The following is a 24,756-nucleotide window of genomic DNA, read 5'->3' as shown; positions in this document are numbered from 1 at the left end:
TTCGGATGACTGTCTGCGGGCTTTTTTGCCCAAGAGGTTATTGATCAAAATACACTTCGGTGATTCTGATCGATGCAGGGAGCTGCGCAAGCGGGGTGTACGAATCCCGAGGCCATAGAACAACCAGAGAGGAACCGGCAGAGCAGATCTGTATGAACACAAGGCCCGATCATGCGCGGAATAATACCAATTGCTCGCAAACCCATAAGTAGTTTTATTTACGTGGGTTTTTCTTACTTGTGAGGTGAAGGGAATATCGCTCTGACCATTGACAGACTAAACTTAGAGAGCTAAGAATAATGGCGTTTCCCAATAAAATTTCGCAAATTCTGATGCGGCGACCTGTGGAGGAGATTCAATGCTTACACCTGAAGAAAATGAACTGCTGACGCGCGTGACCGGTGATGCACCGATGGCACGTCTTATGCGTCAGCACTGGACCCCTGTATGCCTGATTGAAGAAGTGGAAGAGCCCGACGGCAAGCCGCTTCGTGTTGAGGTGCTCGGGGAAAGCTATGTAGCGTTCCGCGACACCAAAGGGCGTCTTGGCCTGCTTGATGAACTTTGCCCGCACCGCAAGGCATCGCTGGTCTATGGCCGGAACGAAGAATGCGGGCTGCGGTGTCTGTATCACGGGTGGAAAATGGATGTTGATGGCAATGTCGTTGCCATGTCTTCCGAACCCGAAGGTAGCCCCCTTATGGATAAGGTGAAGCATCGCTCTTATCCTGTGAAAGAATGGGGTGGTTTCGTTTGGGCCTGGCTGGGTGACAAAGAAGATATGCCTGAATTCCAGCCGCCGGCGTTTGCCCCGCGCGAGGATTCGGCGATCGCTATCCTTAAAATCCGCATTCCCGCAAACTGGGCGCAGATCCACGAAGGTCAGATCGACAGTGCCCACTCGTCCTCGCTGCACTCGTCGGACATGGTTCCGGCCCGCGTGGAAGGTGCTGCTGCCGATGAAAAATCCTGGTACCGTCCCTCGACGGACAAGTCTCCGCGTATGCAGACAGAGACAACCAGCTACGGGTTCCACTATGCTGCAATCCGTACGCCGATCAAAAACGCGGCGACCCATAACTATATCCGTGTGACCGAATTTGTTGCGCCCTACTATTCGTTGATCCCACCGAACAACAACTATCGTGTGGCGGCCGTTATCGTGCCGATCAATGATGAAGAGACCGCGTTCCACTTCATCGCTTGGGATGGCCCGAATGTGCCGTCGACCGAAGAATGGCGCAAGTTTACCCATGCTGTTCCAGGAGTGGATGTTGACGACAAGTGGCGCTGCCTGCGGACTGTCGAGAACGACTTCTTGCAAGACCGTGATGCCATGAAAGAAGGTAACTTCACTGGGATCAAAGGTATTCCGAACCAAGATATCGCCATGTGGGTGTCGATGGGCGCGCGCGTTCAGCGCCATACCGATGTGCTTGGTGCTTCGGACCTGGCTATCGTCGAGTTCCGTCGCTTGATGGCGGATGCCGCCAAGAAAGTGGCAGAGGGTGGCAAAGCAATCGGCACCGATTATGAAATCCCGCAAAGCATGATCAACTCTCATGAAGGCGTTTATCCGAAAGATGTGGATTGGCGCACCTTGCTGAATACTTCGGGCAAAACAGCCGCAGCTGAATAACCGGTCCGACGTTTGCAAACAGATCCGCCCGGGGCCGCATAGACCTTGGGCGGATTTTGATTCTGGCCCTGAGCATGGTTGGTGGCCATGTTGAAATTGGCAGGAGGCAGGAGGCCGGATGCGGCAAGAAGTAAACATCGAAGATTTTCGCACCCGAGCCAGGCGGAGTTTGCCCCGTGTGGTATTTGATTTTCTGGATGGTGGTGCCGAGAGCGAAATCACGCTGCACAGGAACCGTAGCGCATTTGATGATATCCGACTCAAGCCACGTATTCTCAAGGGTGGGGATGTCGATCTCTCTGTCACGCTGTTCGGTCAGAAGTATGCGGCGCCTTTCCAAATCGGACCAACCGGCCTGAACGGGCTTTATTGGCCAGAAGGGGACTTGCACCTTGCAGCCGCAGCAAAGCAGGCCGGGGTCGCATTTACGGTTTCGACAGCGTCAAACACGACTATGGAAGAAATCGCGTAGAAAAATAATTGGCCACTTTGGTTTCAGCTGTACCCATGGGGCAAAGAAGCATTTTCCAATGCATTGATCGAACGGGCGTCGGCTGCGGGCTACAGTGTTCTTGTAATCACTGTCGACTCGTTGGTGGGTGGCAAAAGAGAGAGGGATTTGCGGCATGGTTTCGCGCATGAAATCCGCATGAGCCCCTCTGTCGTATTGGACGGATTGTTGCATCCGAGATGGTTCAAATCCGTATGGCTGAGCCAACATAGGCCGCGACTGCAAAATCTGGCGGCCTTTTAGGGGGATGATGTCAGCGACAAGGCGCTTGCCGAATTTACGCGGGCGCAACGAAACCCGAATTTTTCCTGGGACGATGTAAGGCGTCTTCGGAAGCTGTGGCAGGAGCCACTTGTGATTAAGGGGATCATGTGTGCTGAGGATGCAATGGCCGCACAACGCGAAGGCGCTGATGGGGTGGTTGTTTCCAACCACGGTGGCAGGCAGCTTGATGGAGCTCCGGCGACGATTGAAATTCTTTCAGAGATTGTGTCCGTCTTGGACCAACATATGACAGTTTTGCTTGATGGTGGTGTTCGGCGCGGCAGTGATATCGTCAAGGCGCTTGCGTTGGGGGCGGACGCTGTGCTGCTGGGCAGGGCACCTCTTTACGGCCTGGCGGCGCGGGGGCGTGCGGGGGTTTCCAGCGCGCTTTCGATTCTCGAAGACGAGATGCGCAGGACCATGATTTTTACGGGATGTCATGGCGTTTCGGACCTGTCTGAAGCAGGGGTTGTCATGTCGGCCAAGGATATTGGCGGACGAGAAGACCGTTTAGGGCCAAATATGTGATTTCTAGACACAATTAGCGCGTGGCTGGGCGGTGCGTCCAGTTGACATCTTGAACTTAGCTATCTAATTATATTTCGGAAGCGAACGGACGGGAGGACCCCATGGAGCAGATCAAAATGCGCGTCGAAAAACGGCGCGATCTGACACCTACTATTGCAGAATTCACTTTGGCTCCGGTTGGCGGCGAGTCCCTGCCAGAGTTCAACCCAGGTGCACATATCACGATCGAGACACCATCGGGTGCTATGCGCCGATACTCTCTGGTAAATGATGGGAGCGACCCAAAAGAATATGTGGTCGCCATCAAGCGAGAGCCGCAGTCGCGCGGGGGGTCTGCCTCCATGCATGAGCAAGCTGTTGTCGGGACAGAGTTGAATATCGAGCACCCGGAAAACGATTTCCCGCTGACGGATGTGCAGAAATACCTCTTGATTGCCGGCGGTATCGGTATCACGCCAATCTATTCGATGGCGCGTTATCTGGATAAGAAAGGTAAGATGCTTCGGATCATTTACGTAAGCCGGAGCGCGGAAGAATCGGCCTATCTTGATGAGCTGATGAAAGATTTCGAAGGCCGGATCATCGTGCACCACGATGACGGCGATCCGAACGCTGTCTATGATTTCTGGGACGATCTGGTGACGCCGCGCGCGACCCATGTCTTCTGCTGCGGACCCAAACCGCTGATGGAAGAAATCAAAGCTTTCTCGGGTCACTGGCCCGAAGGCCGTGTCCACTTCGAGGATTTCAAGCCTGTTGATGTGGTTCGTCAGGATGACGTTGCTTTCGAAGTCGAGCTGAAGAAAAGCGGCCAAACGGTTACTGTTCCTGAGGATCGTTCTATCCTCGAAGCACTGCGTGATGCTGGCTTCGCAACAAGCAGTTCTTGCGAAAGTGGCACGTGCGGTACTTGTAAAACCCGCCTACTGGAAGGCGAGGCAGATCATCGTGATATGGTGCTGATGGAAGAAGAAAAAGGCAGCCAGATCATGATTTGCGTTTCGCGCGCCAAATCCGGGAGGCTGGTTCTTGACCTCTGATCCCGTTCGTCTTGGCGTGGCGGGGCTTGGGCGTGCTTTCATGCTCATGGTGCCTTCGTTTGATGCCGACACCCGTGTGAAGCTGACGGCTGCCGCCGCCCCAAGGGAGGAAAGCCGCGACGCATTCGAAAAAGAGTACGGTGGCACAGGGTATGCCACCGTCGAGGAATTGTGCGCAGACCCTGACGTTGAGGCCATTTACATTGCGACGCCGCACCAGATGCATGTGGATCATGTGTTAGCTGCGGCGCGCGCGGGCAAACATATCCTTGTCGAAAAGCCGTTGGCCGTTTCGATGGAGGATGCCGAAGTAATGGTGTCCGCAGCCAAGGAGGCTGGGGTGCATTTGATAGTTGGGCCGAGTCACAGTTTCGACCCGCCGGTTGAATTGGCCACGCAACTTATTTCCAGCGGAAAGTTCGGTCAGTTGCGCATGATCCAGGCCTTTAACTATACGGACTTCCTCTATCGTCCGCGTCGCCCGGAAGAGCTGCGAACCGAAGAGGGTGGGGGCGTGCTGTTCAGTCAGGCGATCCACCAGATTGATGTGGTTCGCAGGCTTGCCGGCGGCATGGCCGAAAAAATTTATGCCATGACGGGCGCATGGGATCCCAAGCGCCCGACCGAGGGCGCATTCACTGCACTGATGAATTTTGCCGGGGGGTGTGTCGCGAACATGACGTACTCGGGCTATGCGCATTTCGACAGTGATATCTGGATGAACAATGTCGGAGAGCTTGGACAGCGTAAATCAGAAGGGGCTTACGGTGGAGCAAGGCGTGCTTTGCTGGATCTCAACCCTGATGACGAGGTCCGGCTGAAAACTACACGAACATTCGGCAGCGGCACGACGATTGAGGCTGAACATAACGAACATTTCGGTCCGGTGATCGCGCTTTGTGACCGTGCCGATCTGCGACTGACCCCGGATGGGATAGAAGTGTTCGGTGACACCGAACGCGGCTTTATCGAAGCCAAATTCGGACCGGCACCACGCAGAACCGTTCTGGATGCGCTGGTGGATGCCGTGCGTCATAACAAGGCCCCCGACCAAACAGGGGAATGGGGGCTGGCAAGCCTGGAGGTTTGCCACGCGATCTTGCAATCCGCAGAGACCGGACAAGCGGTCGATCTTCAGCGGCAATGTAAAACAAATCACTAGGAGCCGACAGGATGAGCAATCTCAAACTTTCCCTTGCAATGGGTAACTATGACCGCACACGGGCAATCGTGGATGGGCGTGTTCAGATCGACGGAGTAGACCCGGTTCCGATGCTGTTGTCGCCGGAAGAAATGTTCTTTCGCGCGTTCCGCCACGAGGCTTTCGATATCAGCGAGATCTCGCTGTCGTCCTATTCGATTTCGGTTGCCCGAGGGAATCCGCATTATGTGGCAATCCCGGTCTTCCTGAGCCGTGCGTTCCGTCACACCTCTGTCTATATCCGCACGGACAAAGGGATTAACAAACCAGAAGACCTGAAGGGCAAACGTATCGGTATCGCCGAATATCAGCTTTCAGCTAACGTTTGGGTGCGTGGTATCCTGGAAGAGGAATATGGCGTTAAGCCCTCGGATATCATCTGGGTGCGCGGCGGCATGGACACACCCGGCCGGCCTGAAAAAATCAAGGTTCAGTTGCCCGATGACATTCGTATGGAGGAAGCCCCAGAAGGTAGCACGCTGAACAGCATGCTTGAAGCGGGTGAAATTGATGGCTTTATCGGGCCGCGCTGGCCGCGTTGCTTTGCTGAACGTCATCCGCATGTTGGGCGACTGTTCGCAGACAGCATTACAGCGGCGGAATATTACTTCGAGAAAACCAAAATCTTCCCGATCATGCACGTACTGGGCGTACGCCGGAGCCTGGCAGAAGAATACCCGTTCTTGCCCGCGGCATTGCTCAAGGCATTTACGCAGTCAAAACGGTTGGCCGAAGAGGCCCTTTCGGACACATCTGCCACCAAGGTGACGATGCCCTTCGTGGAGGACAATCTCAACCGTGTCCACGCGCTGATGGGGGATGACCCTTGGAGCTATGGCGTCAGTGGAAATGCGCATGTGCTCAACAAGTTTTTGGACTACCACGTAAGCCAGGGCTTGTCGCCGCGCCGTGTGGAGATCGAAGAGCTGTTCCATCCGTCGACCCTGGAAGCCTATAGCCTGTAAGAGGAATGCCGAGAATGGAAGATTATCAACCTGGCGACATTGTTGAGATCGAAACATCTGCTGGTTTGGCTTATGTGCAGCTTACGCATACGCATCCCAGCTATCCCCCGGTCGTGAAGTTCTTGAAAGGCCCATTCCAGAAACGGCCCGAAGCTGTAACCGTTCTGGCACGCGAGGCCTCGCCCATCGCGATGGTGCCTTTGAGTGGTGTTCTGAAAAAGCTCGGGCTGAAACACGCCCGGGTGGGTACGGTTGAAATTCCCCGTGCTGAAAGGGAGTTCCCAATTTTCAGAATGCCCATTCGGGATAAGAAGGGCGAGATCATTTACTGGTGGTTCTGGGATGGCAAGGGGCTGACATACACGACAGAGCTTATGCAGCAGCAGGAAAAGCTGCCCATGCGTGAAATCATGTCGGCAGAACGCTTCCTGGATCAGCTTGTCGCGGATGAATAGCGCCGCTCTTGTTGCCCGATTAGACCAATGACTGCTGGCTTTGGTGGTCTGATGGCCGCGTTTGGTGCGTTTTGTTATGCGCTTAGCTCGGTCGCAATTGCCAAAAGCTCTCAATCCGCCCAAGGGCGCGGGAATGATGTTCTGCTGTCAGTGTTGATGACAGGTTTCGTTTCCGGTGCCCTTTGGCAGGTTTGGGGGCCAGAGCTGCCTTCTGTTAGCCAGCCCGTACTGATCGGGGTGGCCTATTTTGTGCTGGCGGGTGTTCTGGGGAATGTGGTTGGCCGCCTGACGTTGTTTCGGTCGGTGGAGCTGGCTGGCGCGATCGAGACAGGCTTCATCCGGCGTCTGATTCCTGTTTTTGCAGCGATTTTCGCATTTCTCCTGCTTGGAGAGGTGATTACGACTTCTATTGTGATTGCGTTTATTCTGGTGACAGGTGGCGTGTTGATCATGATGACTCGCAAGTCCGCCAAGGCGGTATCGACCCTGGTCTCTACGGAACCTTCGCCACAGGACAGGACCAAGGGTCGGGTTTTGGCGCTTGGCTCTGCTGCGGGTTATGGTGGCTCCTTCGTAGCGCGCAAACTCGCGATGCAGACCTTGCCTGATCCGCTGGCCGGGGTGTTCATTGGTGCGTTGACGGGATTGGTATGGTTCGTTGGGTGGGGGCTTTTTCGATTGCGTGGCCGGGTAGGGCTTTCATGGAGGTTGCATAAGCCAAGCGGGTGGCAATTGCTGGCTGGTGGTGCGATGACAATCGGACAAGTCGCACTGTTTTTCTCGTTGATGTTCACCAGTGTGACCGTCGTTGCCATCATGTCATCTATCGAGATGTTCTTTGCAGCCTGGCTTGCTGGGCATATCTTCAAAACCGAAAGACGGCCTGGCCCCAGGTTCTACATTGCGGCTGCTCTGGCTGCGACGGGGGTCATCATCCTTGCGATTGCTCCGACGCTTGAGTGAACGCCGAGGGACGGTCAGCTATGTGAAAGGTTGCTGATCAGCTTGTCCATCGCCGCAAAGAAGACGGTAAGTTCGTCTTCGTCAAATCCCTGGGATGCTTGATTTGTTGCAAGGCGGGCCGCCTGCATTGATCCTCGCACACTGAAGTGGTCCGCCGTTATGTTTAGGAAAATGGAGGATCAGAATGGCTACGAAGAGACACAAGCCGGAAGAGAATGTCACGAAGCTGCGGCAGGTTGAAGTGCTTGTCGGGCAAGGCATGTCCCGGGTGGATGCGATCCGCAAGGTTCGCATTACAGAGCAGACTTATTATCGCTGGCGCAAGCAGTACGGGGGTATGGGAACCGACCGGCTCAGGGAACTGAAGCGCCTCCAGAAAGAGAACGAACGGTTGAGAAAACCCGTCTCGGATCTGACGTTGGACAAGCTGATCCTGGCGGAGGCGCCAAAGGAAAACTTCTGAGCCCCGCTCGCTGCCGTGCCTGCATCGATCACGTCCGCACCCGGTTCCATCTGTCAGAGAGACGCGCCTGCCGTGTCCTGGGGCAGCACCGATCCACACAGAGGAAAGTGCCGCATGGCCGTGCCGATGAGGAGCGTCTGGTCGCGGACATGATCGAACTGGCGCGGCAGTATGGCCGCTACGGCTATCGTCGGATCGCCGCTTTTCTGAGACATGCGGGCTGGGAGGCGAACGACAAGCGGGTCGAGCGCGTATGGCGGCGAGAGGGGCTGTAGGTGCCAATGAAGCAACCGAAGAAGGGACGGCTCTGGCTGAATGACGGATCCCGTGTCCGGCTGCGCCCTGAGTATCGCAACCACGTCTGGAGCTATGACTTTGTCCACTGCCGGACGCTCAACATCCTGGACGAGCATAGCCGGGAATGCCTAGCGATCAAGGTGAAGCGCAAGCTGAACTCGGATGACGTGATCGATGCCTTGAGCGACCTGTTCATCATGCGGGGTGTGCCGTCTTACATCCGGTCTGACAACGGCCCGGGGTTCGTGGCTCAGGCCGTTCAGGATTGGATCAGGGCCGCCGACGCCAAGACTGCCTACATCGCGCCCGGGTCACCTTGGGAGAACGGCTACTGCGAAAGCTTCAATGCCAGGTTCCGCGATGAACTGCTCACGGGAGAAGTCTTCTACGGCTTTCGGGAAGCGGAAATCCTGATCGAGCAATGGAGGAAACACTACAATACCAAACGACCACATAGTGCCTTGATATCGCCCACCCGCCCCGGAAACCATCGCTCTGATGGACCCGAGACCGGTCATGCACTAACAATCAAACCGGACCACGCAGGTGGGGCTGATCATGAACTGATCCCATGCTCTCGGCACACAACCGCCTTCGAAATGTCGCTCTCCTGCTTCTTCAGGATCGCGATGATCTGTTCTTCGTTGAACCGTGATCGCTTCATTCTTCCGTCTCCTTCGTTGGGACGGATTCTACCTCAAAACGGAGGAGGAAACGGGTCTCAGGTCAGACATTCCGTTCCTCGACGAGATTGAAGCGAACAAGAAAGGGTGATCAAGCATCCTGCACTCCTCATGAAGCGGAATGTAGGGCTTGTATCACCAGGGGACTGGGCAGCTTGCTTGCCCAGTCTTTTCTTTGTCGGGATGCAGGGCGTGTACTGTTCCTCATAAAATCATAGACTTCTAAGATTGTGATTGCTAGTTTGCCTATGAAGTTCGAATTGTGAGGATAAAATGAGCATCAAGAACATCCTTATTGCACATTCCGGTAGCGCAGGCTTCCCAAGCAGCGTTAAGCACGCGGCAAAAATCGCCGCAAAGCACGATGCATGGCTGACTTGTGTCTATGGGAACGCATCCTCGTATTTCGAGCATGTTCTTGGTTTGACAGAAGATCTTCTCGACAAGCTTGGCAGTGCAAGAAACGAGAAAATTGCAGCAGCACGTGATCTGTTCCAACAGGCGGCTGCCGAGGCAGGCCTTGCAGAGCGGTCCCGCTTTATTATGCCGAATGAGATTGGCAAAATGAACTTGCCAGAGCTGGCGCGAAATTTCGATTTTGTCGTTACCGGCTATCATTCCAACCTACCAACAGATGAGTTTCGGGTCGTCAGCCCGGATATGATCTCATTGCAGAGCGGCCGACCCGTTCTTGTGGTTCCGAATGGATATTCTACGGATCAGCTTGCATCGCATGCACTTGTCGCATGGGACGGAAAGCGTTCTGCGGCCCGGGCGCTCAACGATGCAATGACGATCCTCGAGGAAAAGCCGCGTCGGGTGACAATACTAAGTGTTGGGTCTAGCTTTCCGAAAATGCCGGAGGGGGCGGATATCTTGACGCATCTGAAGCGTCATAATGTCGACGCAGAGCATGTTATCCGTCCAAAAAGCAAGGGCGGTATCGCCGAGGTTATTCAAGAGACGGCCAGAGAACTGGACGCAAAGTTAATCGTGATGGGGGCGTACGAACATAGCAAGTTCTCTCAAGACCTTTTTGGTGGTGTCACGCATGAGGTAACGAGGACCAGTAAAGTTCCGGTTTTTATGTCTCACTAGTACCCTGGCGAGGTATGTTGAGGATTGGTGTCGCTTCCTGCCGGGAATAGTTGTCAAAACTTCGTGGCGGGGCATGGCAATATCAATCACCGCCAAAACGGGCTCGGCCTGTGCAATACTGTTACCGGCCATGGTCGGTCTGCCTTGCGGTGTAGTTTGTGCAAAACCACTGTAGGGACCTGAAACCCGGCTATGATCGCCTACTGCGCAATCTGTGGGCTCCGCAGGCAATCATAGCCTTCAATCAGCGCTATTCCGAAGGTGTAACGGAACGGAGTTCACCAGCCGGGCCATCCTGAGATGGGCCGACCACAATGCCATTCCCTGCACTACATTGACCCCGGCAAGCCACGACAGAATGCGTTCATCAAGTCATTCAACGGCAGCCTGCGTGACGAACTTCTGAATGAGGAGATATTCGACATGACCTGCCCCCCGCGAAATCCCTCACCGTGATGTAGAGTCTGCGCCAACTCTGAAGGAGCAGACACATGCGAAAGAGCCGTTTCACCGAGGCGCAAATCATTGGGATGATCAAAGAGCAGGAGGCCGGAATGCCGACGGTCGAGGTATGCCGCAGGCATGGCCTGAGCACCGCTACGTTCTACAAACTGAAGGCCAAGTATGGCGGGATGGAAGTGTCCGAGGCTGCAAGGCTGAAAGCGCTTGAGGATGAGAACGCCAAGCTCAAACGCCTGCTGGCGGACACCATGCTGGATAATGTCGTGTTGAAAGATCTTTTGGGAAAGAACTGACGACATTGATCAAGCGGTGAGAGGCAGCGCTCCGGGTGATGCGGGATCATGAGATCTCGCAGCGCCGGGCGTGTCGGCTGGTCGGTGTCGATCCCAAAACAGTTCGGCGTGAACGCCCGCCGGACTATGCCGAGATACGCAAGGAGATGCAGGAGATCGCCGGTAAGCGGCGCAGGTTCGGTTACCGCCGGATCGGCTTGCTGCTGGAGCGCAAGGGCATGACCATGAACCACAAGAGCTGTATCGCATCTACCGCGAGGAAGGGCTGTCCGTGAAAAGGCGGCGCGGTCGCAAGCGCGCACGTGGGACGAGGACGCCGATGCCGATCGCGGGACAACCCAATGCGCGGTGGTCCCTGGACTTTGTCAATCGGCATTGAAGTTTGACCCCCTATCGGCATCCAATATTGACCCCCTTGGTGGTGAGCAGGCCCGGCGCTGCGTAGCCCTCACATAGCGCAGCGGCGGCGGGCCTGCGGGGTTTCGGGTTGGCGCTATGCGCGGTTCTTGAAGCGCCAGCTTTCGTTACCGGTTTCGACGATTTCGCAATGGTGGGTGAGCCGGTCGAGCAGTGCGGTGGTCATCTTGGCATCGCCGAAGACGCTGGGCCATTCGCCGAAGGCCAGGTTGGTGGTGACGATGATGGATGTGCGTTCGTAGAGTTTGCTGATCAGGTGGAACAGCAATTGGCCGCCGGTCTGGGCGAAGGGCAGATAGCCGAGCTCGTCCAGGATCAGGAAGTCGAGGCGGGAGATCAGGTCGGCGGTCCGGCCCTGGCGCTCGGCGCGGGCTTCGGCATCGAGCTTGTTCACCAGGTCGACCACGTTGAAGAACCGGCCCCGGCGCCCTGCCCGGATACAGGTCCGGGCGATGCTGACGGCAAGATGGGTTTTGCCGGTGCCTGTGCCGCCGATCAGGACGAGGTTGCGCTGATGGTCGAGGAAGTCGCCGTTGGCCAGGTCGCGGATCAGGGTCTCGTTAACCTCGGCGGCCTCGAAGTCGAACTCCTCCAGTTCCTTGGCGAGCGGCAACTTGGCGATGGTCATTTGGTATTTGACTGACCGGGCCTGCTTCTCCCTGATCTCGGCGGTCAGCAGGTCACCAATGATCTGTTGCGGCTCGTGCTGGCGTTTGACGGCGGTGGTCAGGACCTCGTCATAGGCGGCCCTCATTCCGTAGAGCCTCAGCTTTCCCATCGCGTCGATTACCTCGGATCTTTCCATTCTGTGTTCTCCTCAGGCTGTCATATCGGTTGCAGTCGGCAATGGGCTCGCAGGCCAGCTTCAGCGCATCCGGGGTGGTGATTGTCAGGGGTGGTGGCGGCTCGCGGTGCCGGGCCAGGATGTTCAGCACGACGCCTGCGGAATGGACATTGTGCGACAGGGCTTCGGCGCAGGCCGCCTCGACCGCATCAATCCCGTCGGTCAGCACGGCGCTCAGGATGTCGACCATCTGCCGGTCACCGCCCGGCTGGCGTTCCAGCTTGCGCCACACGCGGCGGATTGGCACCGGCAGCTCCCATTCCCTGAAGGGCGCCCCGTTGCGAAGGGCGCCGGGTTTGCGGGCCAGAACGGGGATGTAATGCAGGGGATCGAAGATGGTTTTGTCCCGCCCGAAGGCCCGCTCATGCTGGCCAACGATTTGCCCATCCTGCCAGCATTCCAGCCGGGCGGCATAGGCCCTGATCTCCACCGGCCGCCCGACCGCCCGGGCATCGACCGAGTAGCGGTTCTTGTCGAACCGCACGAGGCAGGTCTTGGACACCGATGCGGGAACTGCATGGAATCCATCGAAAGGGCCGACGTAAGGCACAAGGCTCGGGCGCTCGTCCTCGAACACCTCCCAGATCGTCTTGTCGCGCAACTCTGGATGTTTGTTCGCCTTGGCATAGGCCAGGCAGCGATCCTCCAGCCAGGCGTTCAACTCGGCATAGGATTTGAACTTCGGACGCGGCACGAAGAAGCGCCGGCGGATCACGCCGACCTGGTTCTCGACTTGGCCTTTCTCCCAGCCCGAGGCCGGGGTACAGGCCACCGGGTCGACCAGGTAATGGCCGCACATCTGCTGGAACCGCCGGTTATAGGCCCGATCCTTGCCAATGAAGATCGCGTCAACGGCGGTCTTCATATTGTCGTAGATGCCCCGCGCACAGGCCCCACCGAAGAAGGCAAACGCCTTGTCGTGGGCGTCGAACACCATCTCCTGTGTCTCTCTGGGATAGGCCCGCACAAACGGCATCCGGCTGTGGCTCAGGCGCACATGCGCAACCTTCACCGTCGTGGTCACGCCGTCAATCAGGACAACCTCATGGCTCCAGTCGAACTGATAGGCTTCGCCCGGGTCGAAGCTCAGCGGCACGTAGGCAGCGGCGGAAGCTTCCCGGGTCGCCTTCGACCAACTCGCCGCATAGCGCCGCACCGCATCATAGCTGCCGTCATAACCCCGGTTGCGCAGCTCTTCGTAAATCCGAACCAGTGTCAGCCGCTGGCGTTTGGGTTGCCGGTCATTCTCAGCCAGCATCTCATCCAGATCGGACCGCCACGGGTCGATCTTGGGGCGGGGCTGCGTGGAACGGTCATAGCTGAACTCGGTTGCCCCGGACCGCACCACCTTCCGCACCGTGTTCCGTGATACCCGCAGCTCCCGGCAGATCTGCTTGATCGACTTCCCCTGGATGAAATGCGCCCGCCTGATCTTCGCAATCGTCTCCACAACCAACATCCCCAAATCGCTCCCTCAATCCTTTGAGGAAGCTTCTGAACAGAAATATCAGGGGGGTCACTTTTGGACGCCGATTACCCCAATACAGGGGTCAATCTTGCATGCCGGTTCACACCCCGCCGGTACCGATCTGAAGGCGATGTCAACAGTGCCGGTTGCTTTCGGAACGGCGCATCAGGCGCTCTTCGAATACGGACAGTTGAGATCGGGTGAAACTTTACTGATCCACGGCGCCTCCGGAGGGGTGGGTATCGCTCTCGTCCAGATCGCCAAGCGGGCCGGCGCCCGGGTGATCGGCACCGCTTCTTCACCCGAGAAGATCGCCGCCCTCAAGACGCTCGGTCTCGATATCGGTATCGACGGCAGGACGGGCGACATCAGGGCCGAAACTCTGGCGGCGACCCGGGGATATGGTGTCGATCTAGCGATCGACCTTGTCGGTGGCCCCAAGTTTTCCGACTTATTTGCCGCCATTCGCCCCCGGGGTCGGTTGGTCATGGTCGGCATGGCAAGCGGCGTTCAACCCACGCTTGACCCTGCCGCGATCCGACAATCCGCGGTCACGGTCACAGGCTTCATCTTCGGCAAAGTCATGCACCTTCCCGAAATCGGACAAATGATTTCGGGCCTGCTTTCGGATGTCGCCGCCGGAGAACTCGTGATGCCCGTGGAAAAGACTTTCCGACTGAGCGAAGCTGCCGCGGCGCATCGCCATGTCGAAGATAACCGCCCGTTCGGGAAGGTCGTCCTGATCCCCTGAACAGACCAAACCTAAGCCAGCAAACAATGGAGTATACCATGGCAGACGCGACAGCGAGCACCTTCAAGATAAATGTCGTAGGCATTCCTGAAAACGAAACGATCCCCGAAACCTTCGTCTTCAATGACTGGGGCTGCACCGGCGACAACAAGTCGCCCGGCTTGGAATGGAGCGGGGCGCCCGATGGGACCAAAAGCTTTGCCCTCACGATGTACGATCCCGACGCCCCGACCGGCAGCGGGTTCTGGCACTGGATCCTCTTCAACATCCCCGCCGGGACAACCAGCATTCCGGAAAACGCCGCAGCGACCGGCGACCTTCCGATGCCGACTGTTCAGGGCCGATCTGACTGGGGCGCCCCGATCTACGGCGGTCCGGTTCCGCCACCGGGCGACAAGCCGCACCGCTATGTATTCACATTACACGCCCTGAGCGTTGAAGCTCTGCCGCTCGACGATCAGGCCTCGGCCGCGATGGTCGGCTTCATGGTTCATCAGAACAAGATCGCGTCGACCACCTTCACGGCATACTACGGCCGCTAGTCCCGACGCCGCCCGATTGCACCGGCCGGAGGAGGAGATCGGCCCGCAATCTTAAGGTGAAATCTGGATGTCAGGCCCCAGGGCCTGACTGTCCCGCCCGGATCGGACTTTCGGCACCGTCGTCCGGATGAACGGAATGACCTGGCCTGAAGACGCCGAACCGCGCCGAATAGGGAGGAATAGCATGCAGGACGACACGGTACGCCCCGACACCGGTTTCCAAAACGGACATGAGAGGGTCGGATCATGAGCGACGACACCTTGCTGGACGTGCTCATCATTGGCGCAGGACTAGGCGGCGTCGGAACGGCTGCGCAATTGATCGAAAGCGGATACGACAACATCGCCGTCATCGAGGCCGCAGATAGCGTGGGCGGCGTCTGGCGGCAGCACCGATATCCCAATATCGCCTGCGACACGCCGATCGACCTTTACGCCTACAGCTTCTACCCCGGCACCAGTTGGTCGACCAATTTCGCGCCAGGCAGCGAAATACTAGCCTATCTCCGCGACCTCGCCGACCGGTATGGCGTGACCCGCAAGACGGTGTTCAACACTCGCATCAGTCAGGCCACCTGGAACGATGACGCCGGATGCTGGCGCGTGACGAGTCGCGATGGCCGGACTTGGGCCGCACGGATGCTGATCTGGTCCGGTGGCCTCCTCTCGCAGCCGACCCTGCCTGAGATCAAGGGCCTCGACGGGTTCGAGGGCCAGTCCATCCATACCTCTTTCTGGAACGACGATATTGACCTCGACGGCAAGCGGGTGGCCGTCGTCGGTGGCGGTGCGACCTCAATCCAGGTGGTGCCCTATGCGGCGAAACATGCTGAAAAGCTTTATGTTTTTGTGCGTACCCCCTCCTATGTCATGCCGCGTCCGGACATCTCTTTTGCGGATATCGATCGCGACAGCGAAGAGTTTGCCAGTCAGCAACTGGAACGGCGCAAGGAATGGTTCGACCGTTTCGAAGTGATCGCCAAGTCCCGGTTTCCGATGAACGGCGCCGTGATCGCGGAACAGGAAGCGGCTTGGCGCAAGCTGTTTGACGAACAGGTCAAGGATCCGCATGCCCGCGAGGTGCTGGCGCCGAAATACCGGTTCGGGTGCAAGCGACCACTCTTCAGCACCGACTATTACCCGGCTTTCGAACGCGACAACGTCGAATTGATCGGACGCGGTGTGTCCGGCCTTTCGGAGGACGCGATCGTCGATGTGGACGGCGAGCGTTACCCGGTCGATGTCGTGATCTGGGCCACCGGTTTCGATCCAGCCGGGATGATGGGCGACCTGACCATCACCGGCAGCCAAGGCCGTGTCCTCGCGCAGGAATGGCAGGAGGTCCCGCACGCCTATTTCGGGTCCATGGTCGAAGGGTTTCCTAACTTCTTCATGATCTGCGGCCCGAACGGCGGCGGCGCGTCGGTCACCGACATGGTCGAGGCGCAGACCCGTTTCATCCTTGATGCAATGAAGCAGGCCGAAGATCGCGGTGCAGACATCCTCGAGGTCGACGAAGCGGCTTATGCCGCCTTCAACGACGATATCCAGGCCAGGGCCGATGCCAGCGTCCTCGTTCAGGGGAACTGCGTGTCCTACTACCGGGTCGGCGGCACCGGCAAGGTGTTCACTCACTGGCCCGACACCATCGAAGCCTTCCGCAATCGCGTGAAGAAGGAAGCGCTGTCCGGCGTCCGGTTCAGGGCGTCAGACTCTGCCGGTCCTGCATCGGTTTGACAACACGCGGGGCCGAAGGCCTGCGCGCCTGTCGGAGGAGGCAGACGCGCTCGCTGATACAAGTGCGCGGCAATCAGCCCGCACCAACCAGGGAGGAAAACACATGAAGAAATTTGCAGTCATATCGGCAAGTGCGCTGTGTCTCGCGACGGGGGCGATCGCCGAAGAACATCCCTACTCGCTCCCCTTCAATGCCGCGAACGAATTCTCGCAGATCGGGGTGACATGGGCTGAGACCCTGGCCGAGGCCACCGGCGGAGAGGTGCAGTTCGAGGCCGCTTTCAATGGTGGTTTGGTCTCGATCCCCGAAGCGCTCGACGCTGTGGGCAGCGGCGTGCTGGCCTGTCGCGACGCCTTTGTCGAAACCATAGACGACTGGGCGGGAAAGAAGATCCGAGCAGCCGGACGCTGGCAGGCCAAGCAGGTCGAGATCCTTGGCGGCAGCCCAGTCGCCCTGCCGGCCTCTGACGTCTACACCGCACTTCAGACTGGAACCGTCGACTGTTCGCTGACCGTTCCAACGATCTACCTTGCAAGTTCAATGTACGAGGTCGCGCCGTATTTCTCGGGCTACCAGCTGACCGGCAATGCCTTGATTACCGTTGTCGGAATGGATGTCTGGGATGCGCTGAGCGAAGAGCAGCGGGCAACCGTCGAACGCGTGTCCTCCGAAACAACATTGAGTGGAACGAAAGGCCTGCGCACCATCAACGAGACCGCGCTGACACAGGTTGAAACAACGGCCAACCTCTATCGCGTGACCGAAGAGAATCGCCAACGTCTCGCCCCGGCCTGGGACCCGGTCTTTGCCGAACTCGCGTCAGAGATCACTGACGAAACCAGCAAGAGCCTGGTGACCACATTGACATCGCTTCGGCAATAATTCGGGCGCCCTGCACTTGCCGGTCGTACAAGCGTGCGGTTGGCATTCAAGGGCATGGCCGGCTCAACCACCGGCCAAGCCTAACGCAATAGTCGCAACATTCCGAGGCGGACAGGGCATCAAAGCGACACAGAGATTTTCAGGAGGGTTGCCCGCATGGCGACCGTGACAGGGAGGGCAAAACCATGAACACAGGTCTCGAGATTCAGACCGGCGCAGAGCAGCAAAGGGCACGCAGCCAGCAGCTGGGCGATCTGCTGCGGCGAAGCGCGGCCCGGTATCCAGACCGGCTCGCCCTCGCCTTCCGCGAGCACCGGGACACATTCGCCGATCTGAACGACGTGGTGAACCGGACTGCGAATGCACTGATATCGCTTGGCATATCGAAGGGGGAAAGGGTTGCCATCCTGTCACGCAACAGCCGTGCGTTCGTCATCGTCCGCTTTGCGCTCGCAAAGATCGGGGCCATCGCAACGCCCGTCAACTTCATGCTGAACGCCGAGGATGTCGCCTACATTCTGGATCACTCTGGGGCCCGTGGCCTGATCTGCCAAGATACGCTCTGCCCGGTCGCGGAGGAGGCGCTGGACCGGATCGGGGGCGGCCCCGACATTCTGCTCTCTATCGCGCATGGGGGCGGAGCGGTGTCCGACCGGTGGAGCCCGGTCGAAGACCTTTTTGCCTGTGCCGATGCCTCCGAGCCTTGGACAGATGTCCAGCCCGACGACCCGATCCAGATGATGTACACCAGCGGCACGGAATCCCGGCCTAAGGGCGCGATGATGAGCACTTCCGCGCTGCTCGATCAGTACGTCACCGTCATCGTGGATGGAGAGATGCAGCCGGACACTGTCGAACTTCACTGCCTTCCGCTCTTTCATTGCGCCCAACTGGATTGCTTCCTGACCCCCGACCTCTACCTCGGCGCGACCAGCATCCTGCATGATGGGGCCGACCCGGCGGCCATGTTCGCCGCTATCGAGGCGGAAAAGGTGACCAAGCTTTTCTGTCCGCCCACGGTCTGGATCCTGCTGCTGCGCCATCCCGAGTTTGACAAGCACGACCTGTCGAGCCTGCGTCAGGGCTATTACGGCGCCTCTATCATGCCGACCGCCATCATCGAGGAATTGTCGGCGCGACTGCCGAACATGCGGCTCTACAATTTCTATGGCCAGACCGAAATGGCGCCCTGCGCGACAATCCTCAGACCGGAAGAACAGCTGACCAAACTAGGATCCGCGGGCCGTCCGGGCCTGAATGTCGAGACGCGTGTGGTCAACGATCAGGACGATGAGGTCCCGGTCGGGGAAGTTGGCGAGATCGTGCACAGAAGCCCCCACCTTACGCTTTGCTACTATAACGACCCCGATAAGACGGCAGAGGCGTTCCGCAACGGCTGGTTCCACAGTGGCGACCTCGGACGGTTCGACGAGGATGGGTATCTTTACGTCGTCGACCGCAAGAAGGACATGATCAAGACCGGCGGAGAGAACGTCGCGAGCCGCGAGGTCGAGGAGACCATATTTCGACATCCCAAGGTTGCAGAGGTTGCTGTCTTCGGCGTTCCGCATCCGAAGTGGATCGAAGCCGTCGTCGCCGTCGTGGTGCCAAAACCAGGGCAGAATGTGACCGCCGAAGAGGTTACCGATTACTGCCGCGGCGCGCTCAGCGTATTCAAGACACCCAAGCACATCGCCCTGCGGGACAGCCTTCCGAAGAATGCGAGCGGGAAGATCCTGAAGCGTGAGCTGCGTGAGGAGTTCGCTGTATTATTCGAAGGGTAGAGTAACCATAAACGCTGATTAATCAAAGAGATCAGCGTCGCGACTTTTCAGCTGTTCCGCTTTGGCAACGGCCCTAAAATCTTGTGTCTGACGTCCGGAGCCGATCAGCAGTTGTGCATTGGCGCAATTTCGAAAAAAAAAACGCTTTGACCTTACGCAAATATGAACTTGACACTCATAAATTTAGCCATCTACGTTTATTGACAGGATGGCGGGACGAGAGGAGCTCTGCGCCATCCAAAACACAACCTGGAGGAGAACCATGTTTCGATTTTCATATCGGGCGGGGCAGAAGATGCTTTGCCTAGCGCTTGCGGCCAGCCTTGCAGCCCCTGTCTCGGCACAGGACAAAACCCCATTCCGCGAGCATAGCGGCGTTCTGCCCGACGGCACTTCCTGGCTCATCCGCGTCCCGGAGAACTGGAACGGCCGCCTGTTGCGCGATCTCGATTTCGCCAGCTTCATCCATGCCCCGGCCTACGCGCCCCGTTATGAAGATCTGCTGGCGCGCGGCTATGCCTTTGCCGGTCTGGAGCGCCATCGCCTCCGGTTCTGGCAATACGATCCGCAGCGCGAGATCCTGAACCTCCAGACCGTTCAGGACACCTTCACCCAGCTCGAAAGCGAGCCCGACATGGTGATGCAATACGGATGCTCCGGCGGCGGTCTGGACAGCCTCGCCTCGGCCGAAGATTACCCCGACAAGATTGACGGCTCGGTGGTGCTTGCGGCCCATACACCGGTCTGGATCATGAACAGTTTTCTGGACGGTTGGTTCGCGATGCGGGCGCTGCTGGCGGAAGATTTCGTGGCACAGGGCCTGGGCCAGGCCTCGGATCTGACGGTGGCCGGTCTGCCGAACGCAGGCGCGGGCGGCGGTCTGGAGAACGCAGGCGCGGGCGGCGATCGTAACCTCGACGCCATCCGGGCGTCGTGGAAGAGCGCTATCGAAAATGCGGGCAAGACGCCCGAAGGTCGCGCCCGCCTGGCCTTGGCCTTTGCCATTGGTCAGTGGTCGCCCTGGATGGTGGAAGGCACTGACCTGCCCGACACGTCCGATACCGCCGCGATGGCTGATATGGTGGTGAAATCGGCGATGCGCATTGCAGGCCATGTCGGCGGCACTGCGCGGCTGTACTTCGAAAATGCGGCATCGGGTCAGCAGTTGTCCGGCAACGAAGGCGTCGATTACGCTGCGTTCTACGCCAACGCCGCGCCGGCGATGAAACAGCTGGTCGAGGCGCTTTATGCCGAAGCCGAGTTGGACCTTCAGGCCGATCTTGCGACGGTTGACGCCGAACCCCGGATTGCGGCGTCGGACTATGCGCTCGACTTCTGGGCCGGGGACGGACGCACCACGACCGGAGAGCTCGAAGTTCCCGCCATCCGGATCCACATGCTGGGAGACTGGGCCATCCCCTATTCGCTGATGCAGGGGTACGAGGCGCTGGTCGAACAAACCGGCACCACCGACCTCTATCGGCAGGCCCTCGTTCAGGGGACCGGGCACTGCGACTTCACGGCCGCAGAAAGCAGCGTGATCGTTGAAATTCTGGCCGAACGGATCGAAACCGGCACCTGGCCGGAGGTCACGCCCGAGGCACTCAACACGGCCGCGGCCGCGCTGGAGACGGGATCCGATCCCCGCTTCGTCGAATTTGGCGACTGGCGCGTTGGGGCGTACAACCGTCCCTGGACGCCGAGCCAATGACCCCTCGCGGGGTCTGCCCACCTGGGTGGACCCCGCCCCTAGCCTGACAGGAGCTCGACGTTGCGCGTCAGCAAGACAGACTACCGGATCAGCATCGCCAGTAGGAATTCAGGCGACCGACAGACACATCGGATGACGACCGGCGCGAGACCTCCCCGCGCCGGCTTTTTCGTAATCTAGGGCACGCTTGGAATGCCTATCGTGTCATTATGTGGAGACGAAGGGATTGATCTCGAAATCGTAGGGCAAGCCGACGAGGTCCCAACCACGTTTGAGGTCCGCGACGTGCCGCGCCATCCAAAGCTCGGCCTCGTCCGGATCCTGCCGCTCGACGGCGTCGAAGATCTTTTCATGCGCTGCCATCTCGCGCGGCCGGGCCTGCTCGAGCACCGGTTTGAGGTGCCGCGAGGCCGGAAAAAGCAACTGCCCGATCGGGAAACGGGTCAGTAGAAGCGCGACATTGTTGCTCGCCTCCGCAATCAATGCGTGAAACGCGAGGTCGATCTCGTAATCCGCCCGTCCTGTTTCCATCGCATCCCGGAATTCGATCAGGTTTGCCCGCAGCGGAACCAATTGATCTTCTGTCCGGTGGATTGCCGCCAGTCTCGCCGAAAGCGGTTCGACCTCACGACACACCTCCCAGAGTTCGAGGAACGTAATGCGTGACAGGACCATGGCATCGGTGGCGCGCGGCGCGATCTGCGACGTGTCCGGGATCGACACGAAAAGTCGCCGGCGTCCCGAACGCCGGACCAGCCCGTCGGCTTCGAGCTGACGGATCCCCTCGCGCACGGTGGACCTGTTGACCCCAAGTTTCTCGGCAAGACTGAGCTCCGACGGAAAGGGCTCACCCGGTTGGAGACTGCCCGACAGGATGAGTTTGCGGATCTCGCGCGACACGACCTGATAGGCCGGCGGCGCCGACAACGCCTCGATTTTTAGGTCTTGAACCATTGTGCTCCCATAGTTCCGCGCACCGCGCCGACCTTGATCACCGCAAGGTGTCAGGCCGTCTTGATGTCCCGCAGCACGTTCTTCAAGACCTTGCCGTTCGCATTGCGCGGCAATGGCCCATCCAGAAAGGTCACGAGGTCGGGAACCTTATAGTCGGATAGTCGGGCAGAACAATAATTTTTGATCTCGTCCGCGTCCACCTGATTTCCATCCAGGAAAATGTAGGCGTGCACCCGCTCGCCCAACACGTCGTCAGGGACGCCCACCACTGCCGCTTCAACGACCAAGGAATGCGACGCCAGCACGTCCTCGACCTCGATACAGTAGACCTTGAAGCCCGCGCGGTTGATCATGTCCTTCTTGCGGTCGAAGACGCGGACGAAGCCATTCTCGTCTTTTGAACCGATGTCGCCCGACACCCAGTATCCGCCGGTGAACCCCTTGGCATTGCCTTCCGGGTTCTCCCAGTATCCCGGCACCACCATCGGTCCTCCGATCAGAAGCTCTCCGCTTTCGCCGGGGGCCACTTCACGACCAGCGTCGTCGACCACGATGATGTCAGCAAGGGGCAGCACCTGTCCCACAGTATCGGCATGTTCTGCGATCTGGCCGCCCGGCATGATGGTGACCGGCGATGTGGTTTCGGTCGACCCGTAGACATTGTGCAGCACCATGTTCGGCAGGTCCCTTGCCAGCGCCGCAATTGTGGATTGCGGCATAGGCGCACCGCCGAAACCGGCCACCCTCCAGCAGTCCAGATCAAAGGAACGGAAATCGGGGTCGAGCAGGCACAGATTGTACATCGCGGTGTCAATCGGCATTGAAGTTTGACCCCCTATCGGCATCCAATATTGACCCCCTTGGTGGTGAGCAGGCCCGGCGCTGCGTAGCCCTCACATAGCGCAGCGGCGGCGGGCCTGCGGGGTTTCGGGTTGGCGCTATGCGCGGTTCTTGAAGCGCCAGCTTTCGTTACCGGTTTCGACGATTTCGCAATGGTGGGTGAGCCGGTCGAGCAGTGCGGTGGTCATCTTGGCATCGCCGAAGACGCTGGGCCATTCGCCGAAGGCCAGGTTGGTGGTGACGATGATGGATGTGCGTTCGTAGAGTTTGCTGATCAGGTGGAACAGCAATTGGCCGCCGGTCTGGGCGAAGGGCAGATAGCCGAGCTCGTCCAGGATCAGGAAGTCGAGGCGGGAGATCAGGTCGGCGGTCCGGCCCTGGCGCTCGGCGCGGGCTTCGGCATCGAGCTTGTTCACCAGGTCGACCACGTTGAAGAACCGGCCCCGGCGCCCTGCCCGGATACAGGTCCGGGCGATGCTGACGGCAAGATGGGTTTTGCCGGTGCCTGTGCCGCCGATCAGGACGAGGTTGCGCTGATGGTCGAGGAAGTCGCCGTTGGCCAGGTCGCGGATCAGGGTCTCGTTAACCTCGGCGGCCTCGAAGTCGAACTCCTCCAGTTCCTTGGCGAGCGGCAACTTGGCGATGGTCATTTGGTATTTGACTGACCGGGCCTGCTTCTCCCTGATCTCGGCGGTCAGCAGGTCACCAATGATCTGTTGCGGCTCGTGCTGGCGTTTGACGGCGGTGGTCAGGACCTCGTCATAGGCGGCCCTCATTCCGTAGAGCCTCAGCTTTCCCATCGCGTCGATTACCTCGGATCTTTCCATTCTGTGTTCTCCTCAGGCTGTCATATCGGTTGCAGTCGGCAATGGGCTCGCAGGCCAGCTTCAGCGCATCCGGGGTGGTGATTGTCAGGGGTGGTGGCGGCTCGCGGTGCCGGGCCAGGATGTTCAGCACGACGCCTGCGGAATGGACATTGTGCGACAGGGCTTCGGCGCAGGCCGCCTCGACCGCATCAATCCCGTCGGTCAGCACGGCGCTCAGGATGTCGACCATCTGCCGGTCACCGCCCGGCTGGCGTTCCAGCTTGCGCCACACGCGGCGGATTGGCACCGGCAGCTCCCATTCCCTGAAGGGCGCCCCGTTGCGAAGGGCGCCGGGTTTGCGGGCCAGAACGGGGATGTAATGCAGGGGCATTGCCAAGTTGATCACGGGGTTCCGTCGGGATAGGCGGTCATCATGAAAACCGTGCCGACAATTCGACGCCTGAAGGGCTTTCGTTTTCCCCGCGAGATCATCTCCTATGCCGTCTGGGCTTACCATCGGTTTGCGCTGAGCACGGCAGATGTCGAGGATCTGCTGGCCGAACGCGGCGTGATGGTCAGCCGGGAAACCGTCCGGAACTGGGTGAACCGGTTTGGCCGCCATTTCGCCGATTGCATCAAGCGCGACAGGCCGGGCGCCAGTGACAAATGGCACTTGGATGAAGTCGTTGTTCCGATCAATGGCGTGAAGTTCTGGCTTTGGCGGGCAGTCGACGCGAATGGGAATGTGCTCGACATTCTCGTGCAAAAGCAACGTAATGCAAAGGCCGCCAGCCGGTTCTTGAAGCGGCTGATCGACCGGTTTGGCGCGCCGCGGGTCGTGATCACCGACAAGCTGCGCAGTTACATCAGGCCGATCCGCAACCTCGTGGCGAATGCTGATCATCGGGCGCACAAGGGCTTGAACAACCGGATCGAAGGATCCCATCGGCCAACCCGCAAGCGAGAGAAACTCATGGGGCGGTTCAAGTCACCCGGACAGGCTCAGAGATTTCTGGACGCACATGACCAGATCAACATGTTCTTCCGTCCCCGCCGCTATCGTCTTACCGCCACATCGTACCGCCACGCCCGATCCGATGCCTTTGATCTTTGGAACGGCTACGCACTCGAGATGACCGCATGACGGGCGCGGAGCA

20 protein-coding genes and 5 pseudogenes are annotated in these 24,756 nt (G+C 58.6%); 18 read left to right on the top strand and 7 right to left on the bottom strand.

Annotated elements, in window-relative coordinates; all coding sequences use genetic code 11:
- Positions 1-358: 358 nt before the first annotated feature.
- From RB2654_RS20880 to RB2654_RS23060, 8 genes and pseudogenes are all read left to right on the top strand, one after another.
- Positions 359-1,639, top strand: a complete 1,281-nt coding sequence (locus RB2654_RS20880) for a Rieske 2Fe-2S domain-containing protein (protein ID WP_008335543.1) — start codon at positions 359-361, stop codon at positions 1,637-1,639.
- A 118-nt stretch (positions 1,640-1,757) separates the two neighbouring features.
- Positions 1,758-2,942: pseudogene (locus RB2654_RS20875) on the top strand (alpha-hydroxy acid oxidase).
- A gap of 101 nt (positions 2,943-3,043) precedes the next feature.
- Positions 3,044-3,982 (top strand): PDR/VanB family oxidoreductase, encoded by a 939-nt coding sequence (locus RB2654_RS20870; protein ID WP_027246169.1) that lies wholly within the window; start codon positions 3,044-3,046, stop codon positions 3,980-3,982.
- Positions 3,972-5,144 carry a Gfo/Idh/MocA family protein gene (locus RB2654_RS20865; protein ID WP_027246168.1) on the top strand — a complete coding sequence of 391 codons (1,173 nt, stop codon included), beginning with the start codon at positions 3,972-3,974 and terminating at the stop codon, positions 5,142-5,144. Before RB2654_RS20870 ends, RB2654_RS20865 begins: the two co-directional genes overlap by 11 nt.
- Positions 5,145-5,155: 11 nt before the next feature.
- The gene (locus RB2654_RS20860; protein ID WP_027246167.1) at positions 5,156-6,148 is read left to right on the top strand and encodes an ABC transporter substrate-binding protein; all 993 of its coding nucleotides are present in this window, start codon (positions 5,156-5,158) and stop codon (positions 6,146-6,148) included.
- 14 nt (positions 6,149-6,162) lie between these two features.
- Positions 6,163-6,603 carry a hypothetical protein gene (locus tag RB2654_RS20855; protein ID WP_008335528.1) on the top strand — a complete coding sequence of 147 codons (441 nt, stop codon included), beginning with the start codon at positions 6,163-6,165 and terminating at the stop codon, positions 6,601-6,603.
- Positions 6,604-6,630: 27 nt separating this feature from the next.
- Complete coding sequence (locus RB2654_RS20850) at positions 6,631-7,566, top strand: EamA family transporter (protein ID WP_008335527.1); 936 nt, start codon at positions 6,631-6,633, stop codon at positions 7,564-7,566.
- Between the two features lie 184 nt (positions 7,567-7,750).
- Positions 7,751-8,851: pseudogene (locus RB2654_RS23060) on the top strand (IS3 family transposase).
- A 34-nt stretch (positions 8,852-8,885) separates the two neighbouring features.
- Here the strand turns inward: RB2654_RS23060 and RB2654_RS23510 are convergent.
- A pseudogene (locus tag RB2654_RS23510) lies at positions 8,886-8,990 on the bottom strand (transposase); the annotation flags it as partial.
- Positions 8,991-9,282: 292 nt separating this feature from the next.
- Here RB2654_RS23510 and RB2654_RS23960 point away from each other — a divergent pair.
- From RB2654_RS23960 to RB2654_RS23045, 3 genes and pseudogenes are all read left to right on the top strand, one after another.
- Complete coding sequence (locus tag RB2654_RS23960; RefSeq protein WP_008335508.1) at positions 9,283-10,107, top strand: universal stress protein; 825 nt, start codon at positions 9,283-9,285, stop codon at positions 10,105-10,107.
- A gap of 300 nt (positions 10,108-10,407) precedes the next feature.
- Positions 10,408-10,563, top strand: coding sequence for an integrase core domain-containing protein (locus tag RB2654_RS23050; protein ID WP_081288639.1), 156 nt, complete (start codon positions 10,408-10,410; stop codon positions 10,561-10,563).
- Between the two features lie 35 nt (positions 10,564-10,598).
- A pseudogene (locus RB2654_RS23045) lies at positions 10,599-11,232 on the top strand (transposase); the annotation flags it as partial.
- Positions 11,233-11,355: 123 nt separating this feature from the next.
- On the opposite strand, the gene istB (RB2654_RS20820) reads toward RB2654_RS23045, so the two are convergent.
- Together istB (RB2654_RS20820) and istA are read right to left on the bottom strand one after the other, a co-directional pair.
- Positions 11,356-12,084: an IS21-like element helper ATPase IstB gene (istB, locus tag RB2654_RS20820; RefSeq protein ID WP_083783480.1), complete on the bottom strand. Its 729-nt coding sequence runs from the start codon at positions 12,082-12,084 to the stop codon at positions 11,356-11,358.
- Positions 12,017-13,582, bottom strand: coding sequence for an IS21 family transposase (gene istA, locus RB2654_RS20815; protein ID WP_008335500.1), 1,566 nt, complete (start codon positions 13,580-13,582; stop codon positions 12,017-12,019). Before istA ends, istB (RB2654_RS20820) begins: the two co-directional genes overlap by 68 nt.
- Here istA and RB2654_RS23040 point away from each other — a divergent pair.
- The 6 genes from RB2654_RS23040 to RB2654_RS20785 all read left to right on the top strand — a co-directional run bounded on the left by RB2654_RS23040 (position 13,518) and on the right by RB2654_RS20785 (position 20,999).
- Positions 13,518-14,342: a quinone oxidoreductase family protein gene (locus RB2654_RS23040; protein ID WP_148912692.1), complete on the top strand. Its 825-nt coding sequence runs from the start codon at positions 13,518-13,520 to the stop codon at positions 14,340-14,342. The genes istA and RB2654_RS23040 overlap by 65 nt on opposite strands.
- 38 nt (positions 14,343-14,380) lie before the next feature.
- A complete protein-coding gene (locus tag RB2654_RS20805; RefSeq protein ID WP_050772051.1) occupies positions 14,381-14,884 on the top strand; it encodes a YbhB/YbcL family Raf kinase inhibitor-like protein in 504 nt (167 codons plus the stop codon).
- A gap of 246 nt (positions 14,885-15,130) precedes the next feature.
- A complete protein-coding gene (locus tag RB2654_RS20800) occupies positions 15,131-16,621 on the top strand; it encodes a flavin-containing monooxygenase (RefSeq protein ID WP_008335497.1) in 1,491 nt (496 codons plus the stop codon).
- Between the two features lie 103 nt (positions 16,622-16,724).
- Positions 16,725-17,504 carry a TRAP transporter substrate-binding protein gene (locus RB2654_RS20795; RefSeq protein ID WP_008335495.1) on the top strand — a complete coding sequence of 260 codons (780 nt, stop codon included), beginning with the start codon at positions 16,725-16,727 and terminating at the stop codon, positions 17,502-17,504.
- A gap of 185 nt (positions 17,505-17,689) precedes the next feature.
- Positions 17,690-19,288, top strand: coding sequence for a fatty acyl-CoA synthetase (locus RB2654_RS20790; protein WP_008335492.1), 1,599 nt, complete (start codon positions 17,690-17,692; stop codon positions 19,286-19,288).
- Positions 19,289-19,550: 262 nt separating this feature from the next.
- Positions 19,551-20,999 (top strand): hypothetical protein, encoded by a 1,449-nt coding sequence (locus RB2654_RS20785; RefSeq protein ID WP_246146641.1) that lies wholly within the window; start codon positions 19,551-19,553, stop codon positions 20,997-20,999.
- Positions 21,000-21,206: 207 nt separating this feature from the next.
- Here the strand turns inward: RB2654_RS20785 and RB2654_RS20780 are convergent, their stop codons facing one another.
- From RB2654_RS20780 to RB2654_RS23035, 4 genes and pseudogenes are all read right to left on the bottom strand, one after another.
- Positions 21,207-21,899: a FadR/GntR family transcriptional regulator gene (locus RB2654_RS20780; protein WP_161600713.1), complete on the bottom strand. Its 693-nt coding sequence runs from the start codon at positions 21,897-21,899 to the stop codon at positions 21,207-21,209.
- A 104-nt stretch (positions 21,900-22,003) separates the two neighbouring features.
- Complete coding sequence (locus RB2654_RS20775; RefSeq protein ID WP_008335485.1) at positions 22,004-22,774, bottom strand: class I adenylate-forming enzyme family protein; 771 nt, start codon at positions 22,772-22,774, stop codon at positions 22,004-22,006.
- Between the two features lie 117 nt (positions 22,775-22,891).
- A complete protein-coding gene (gene istB, locus RB2654_RS20770) occupies positions 22,892-23,620 on the bottom strand; it encodes an IS21-like element helper ATPase IstB (RefSeq protein WP_083783480.1) in 729 nt (242 codons plus the stop codon).
- A pseudogene (locus tag RB2654_RS23035) lies at positions 23,553-23,987 on the bottom strand (IS21 family transposase); the annotation flags it as partial. The gene istB (RB2654_RS20770) and the pseudogene RB2654_RS23035, both read right to left, overlap by 68 nt.
- Before the next feature lie 45 nt (positions 23,988-24,032).
- Here RB2654_RS23035 and RB2654_RS20760 point away from each other — a divergent pair.
- Positions 24,033-24,743, top strand: a complete 711-nt coding sequence (locus tag RB2654_RS20760; protein ID WP_008335478.1) for an IS6 family transposase — start codon at positions 24,033-24,035, stop codon at positions 24,741-24,743.
- Positions 24,744-24,756 lie beyond the last annotated feature (13 nt).

Origin of the sequence: Maritimibacter alkaliphilus HTCC2654, from assembly GCF_000152805.1 — a bacterium.
Lineage (GTDB): Bacteria > Pseudomonadota > Alphaproteobacteria > Rhodobacterales > Rhodobacteraceae > Maritimibacter > Maritimibacter alkaliphilus.
Note: the sequence above shows the minus strand (reverse complement) of the source record. Positions and strands in the feature narration are given on the sequence as shown.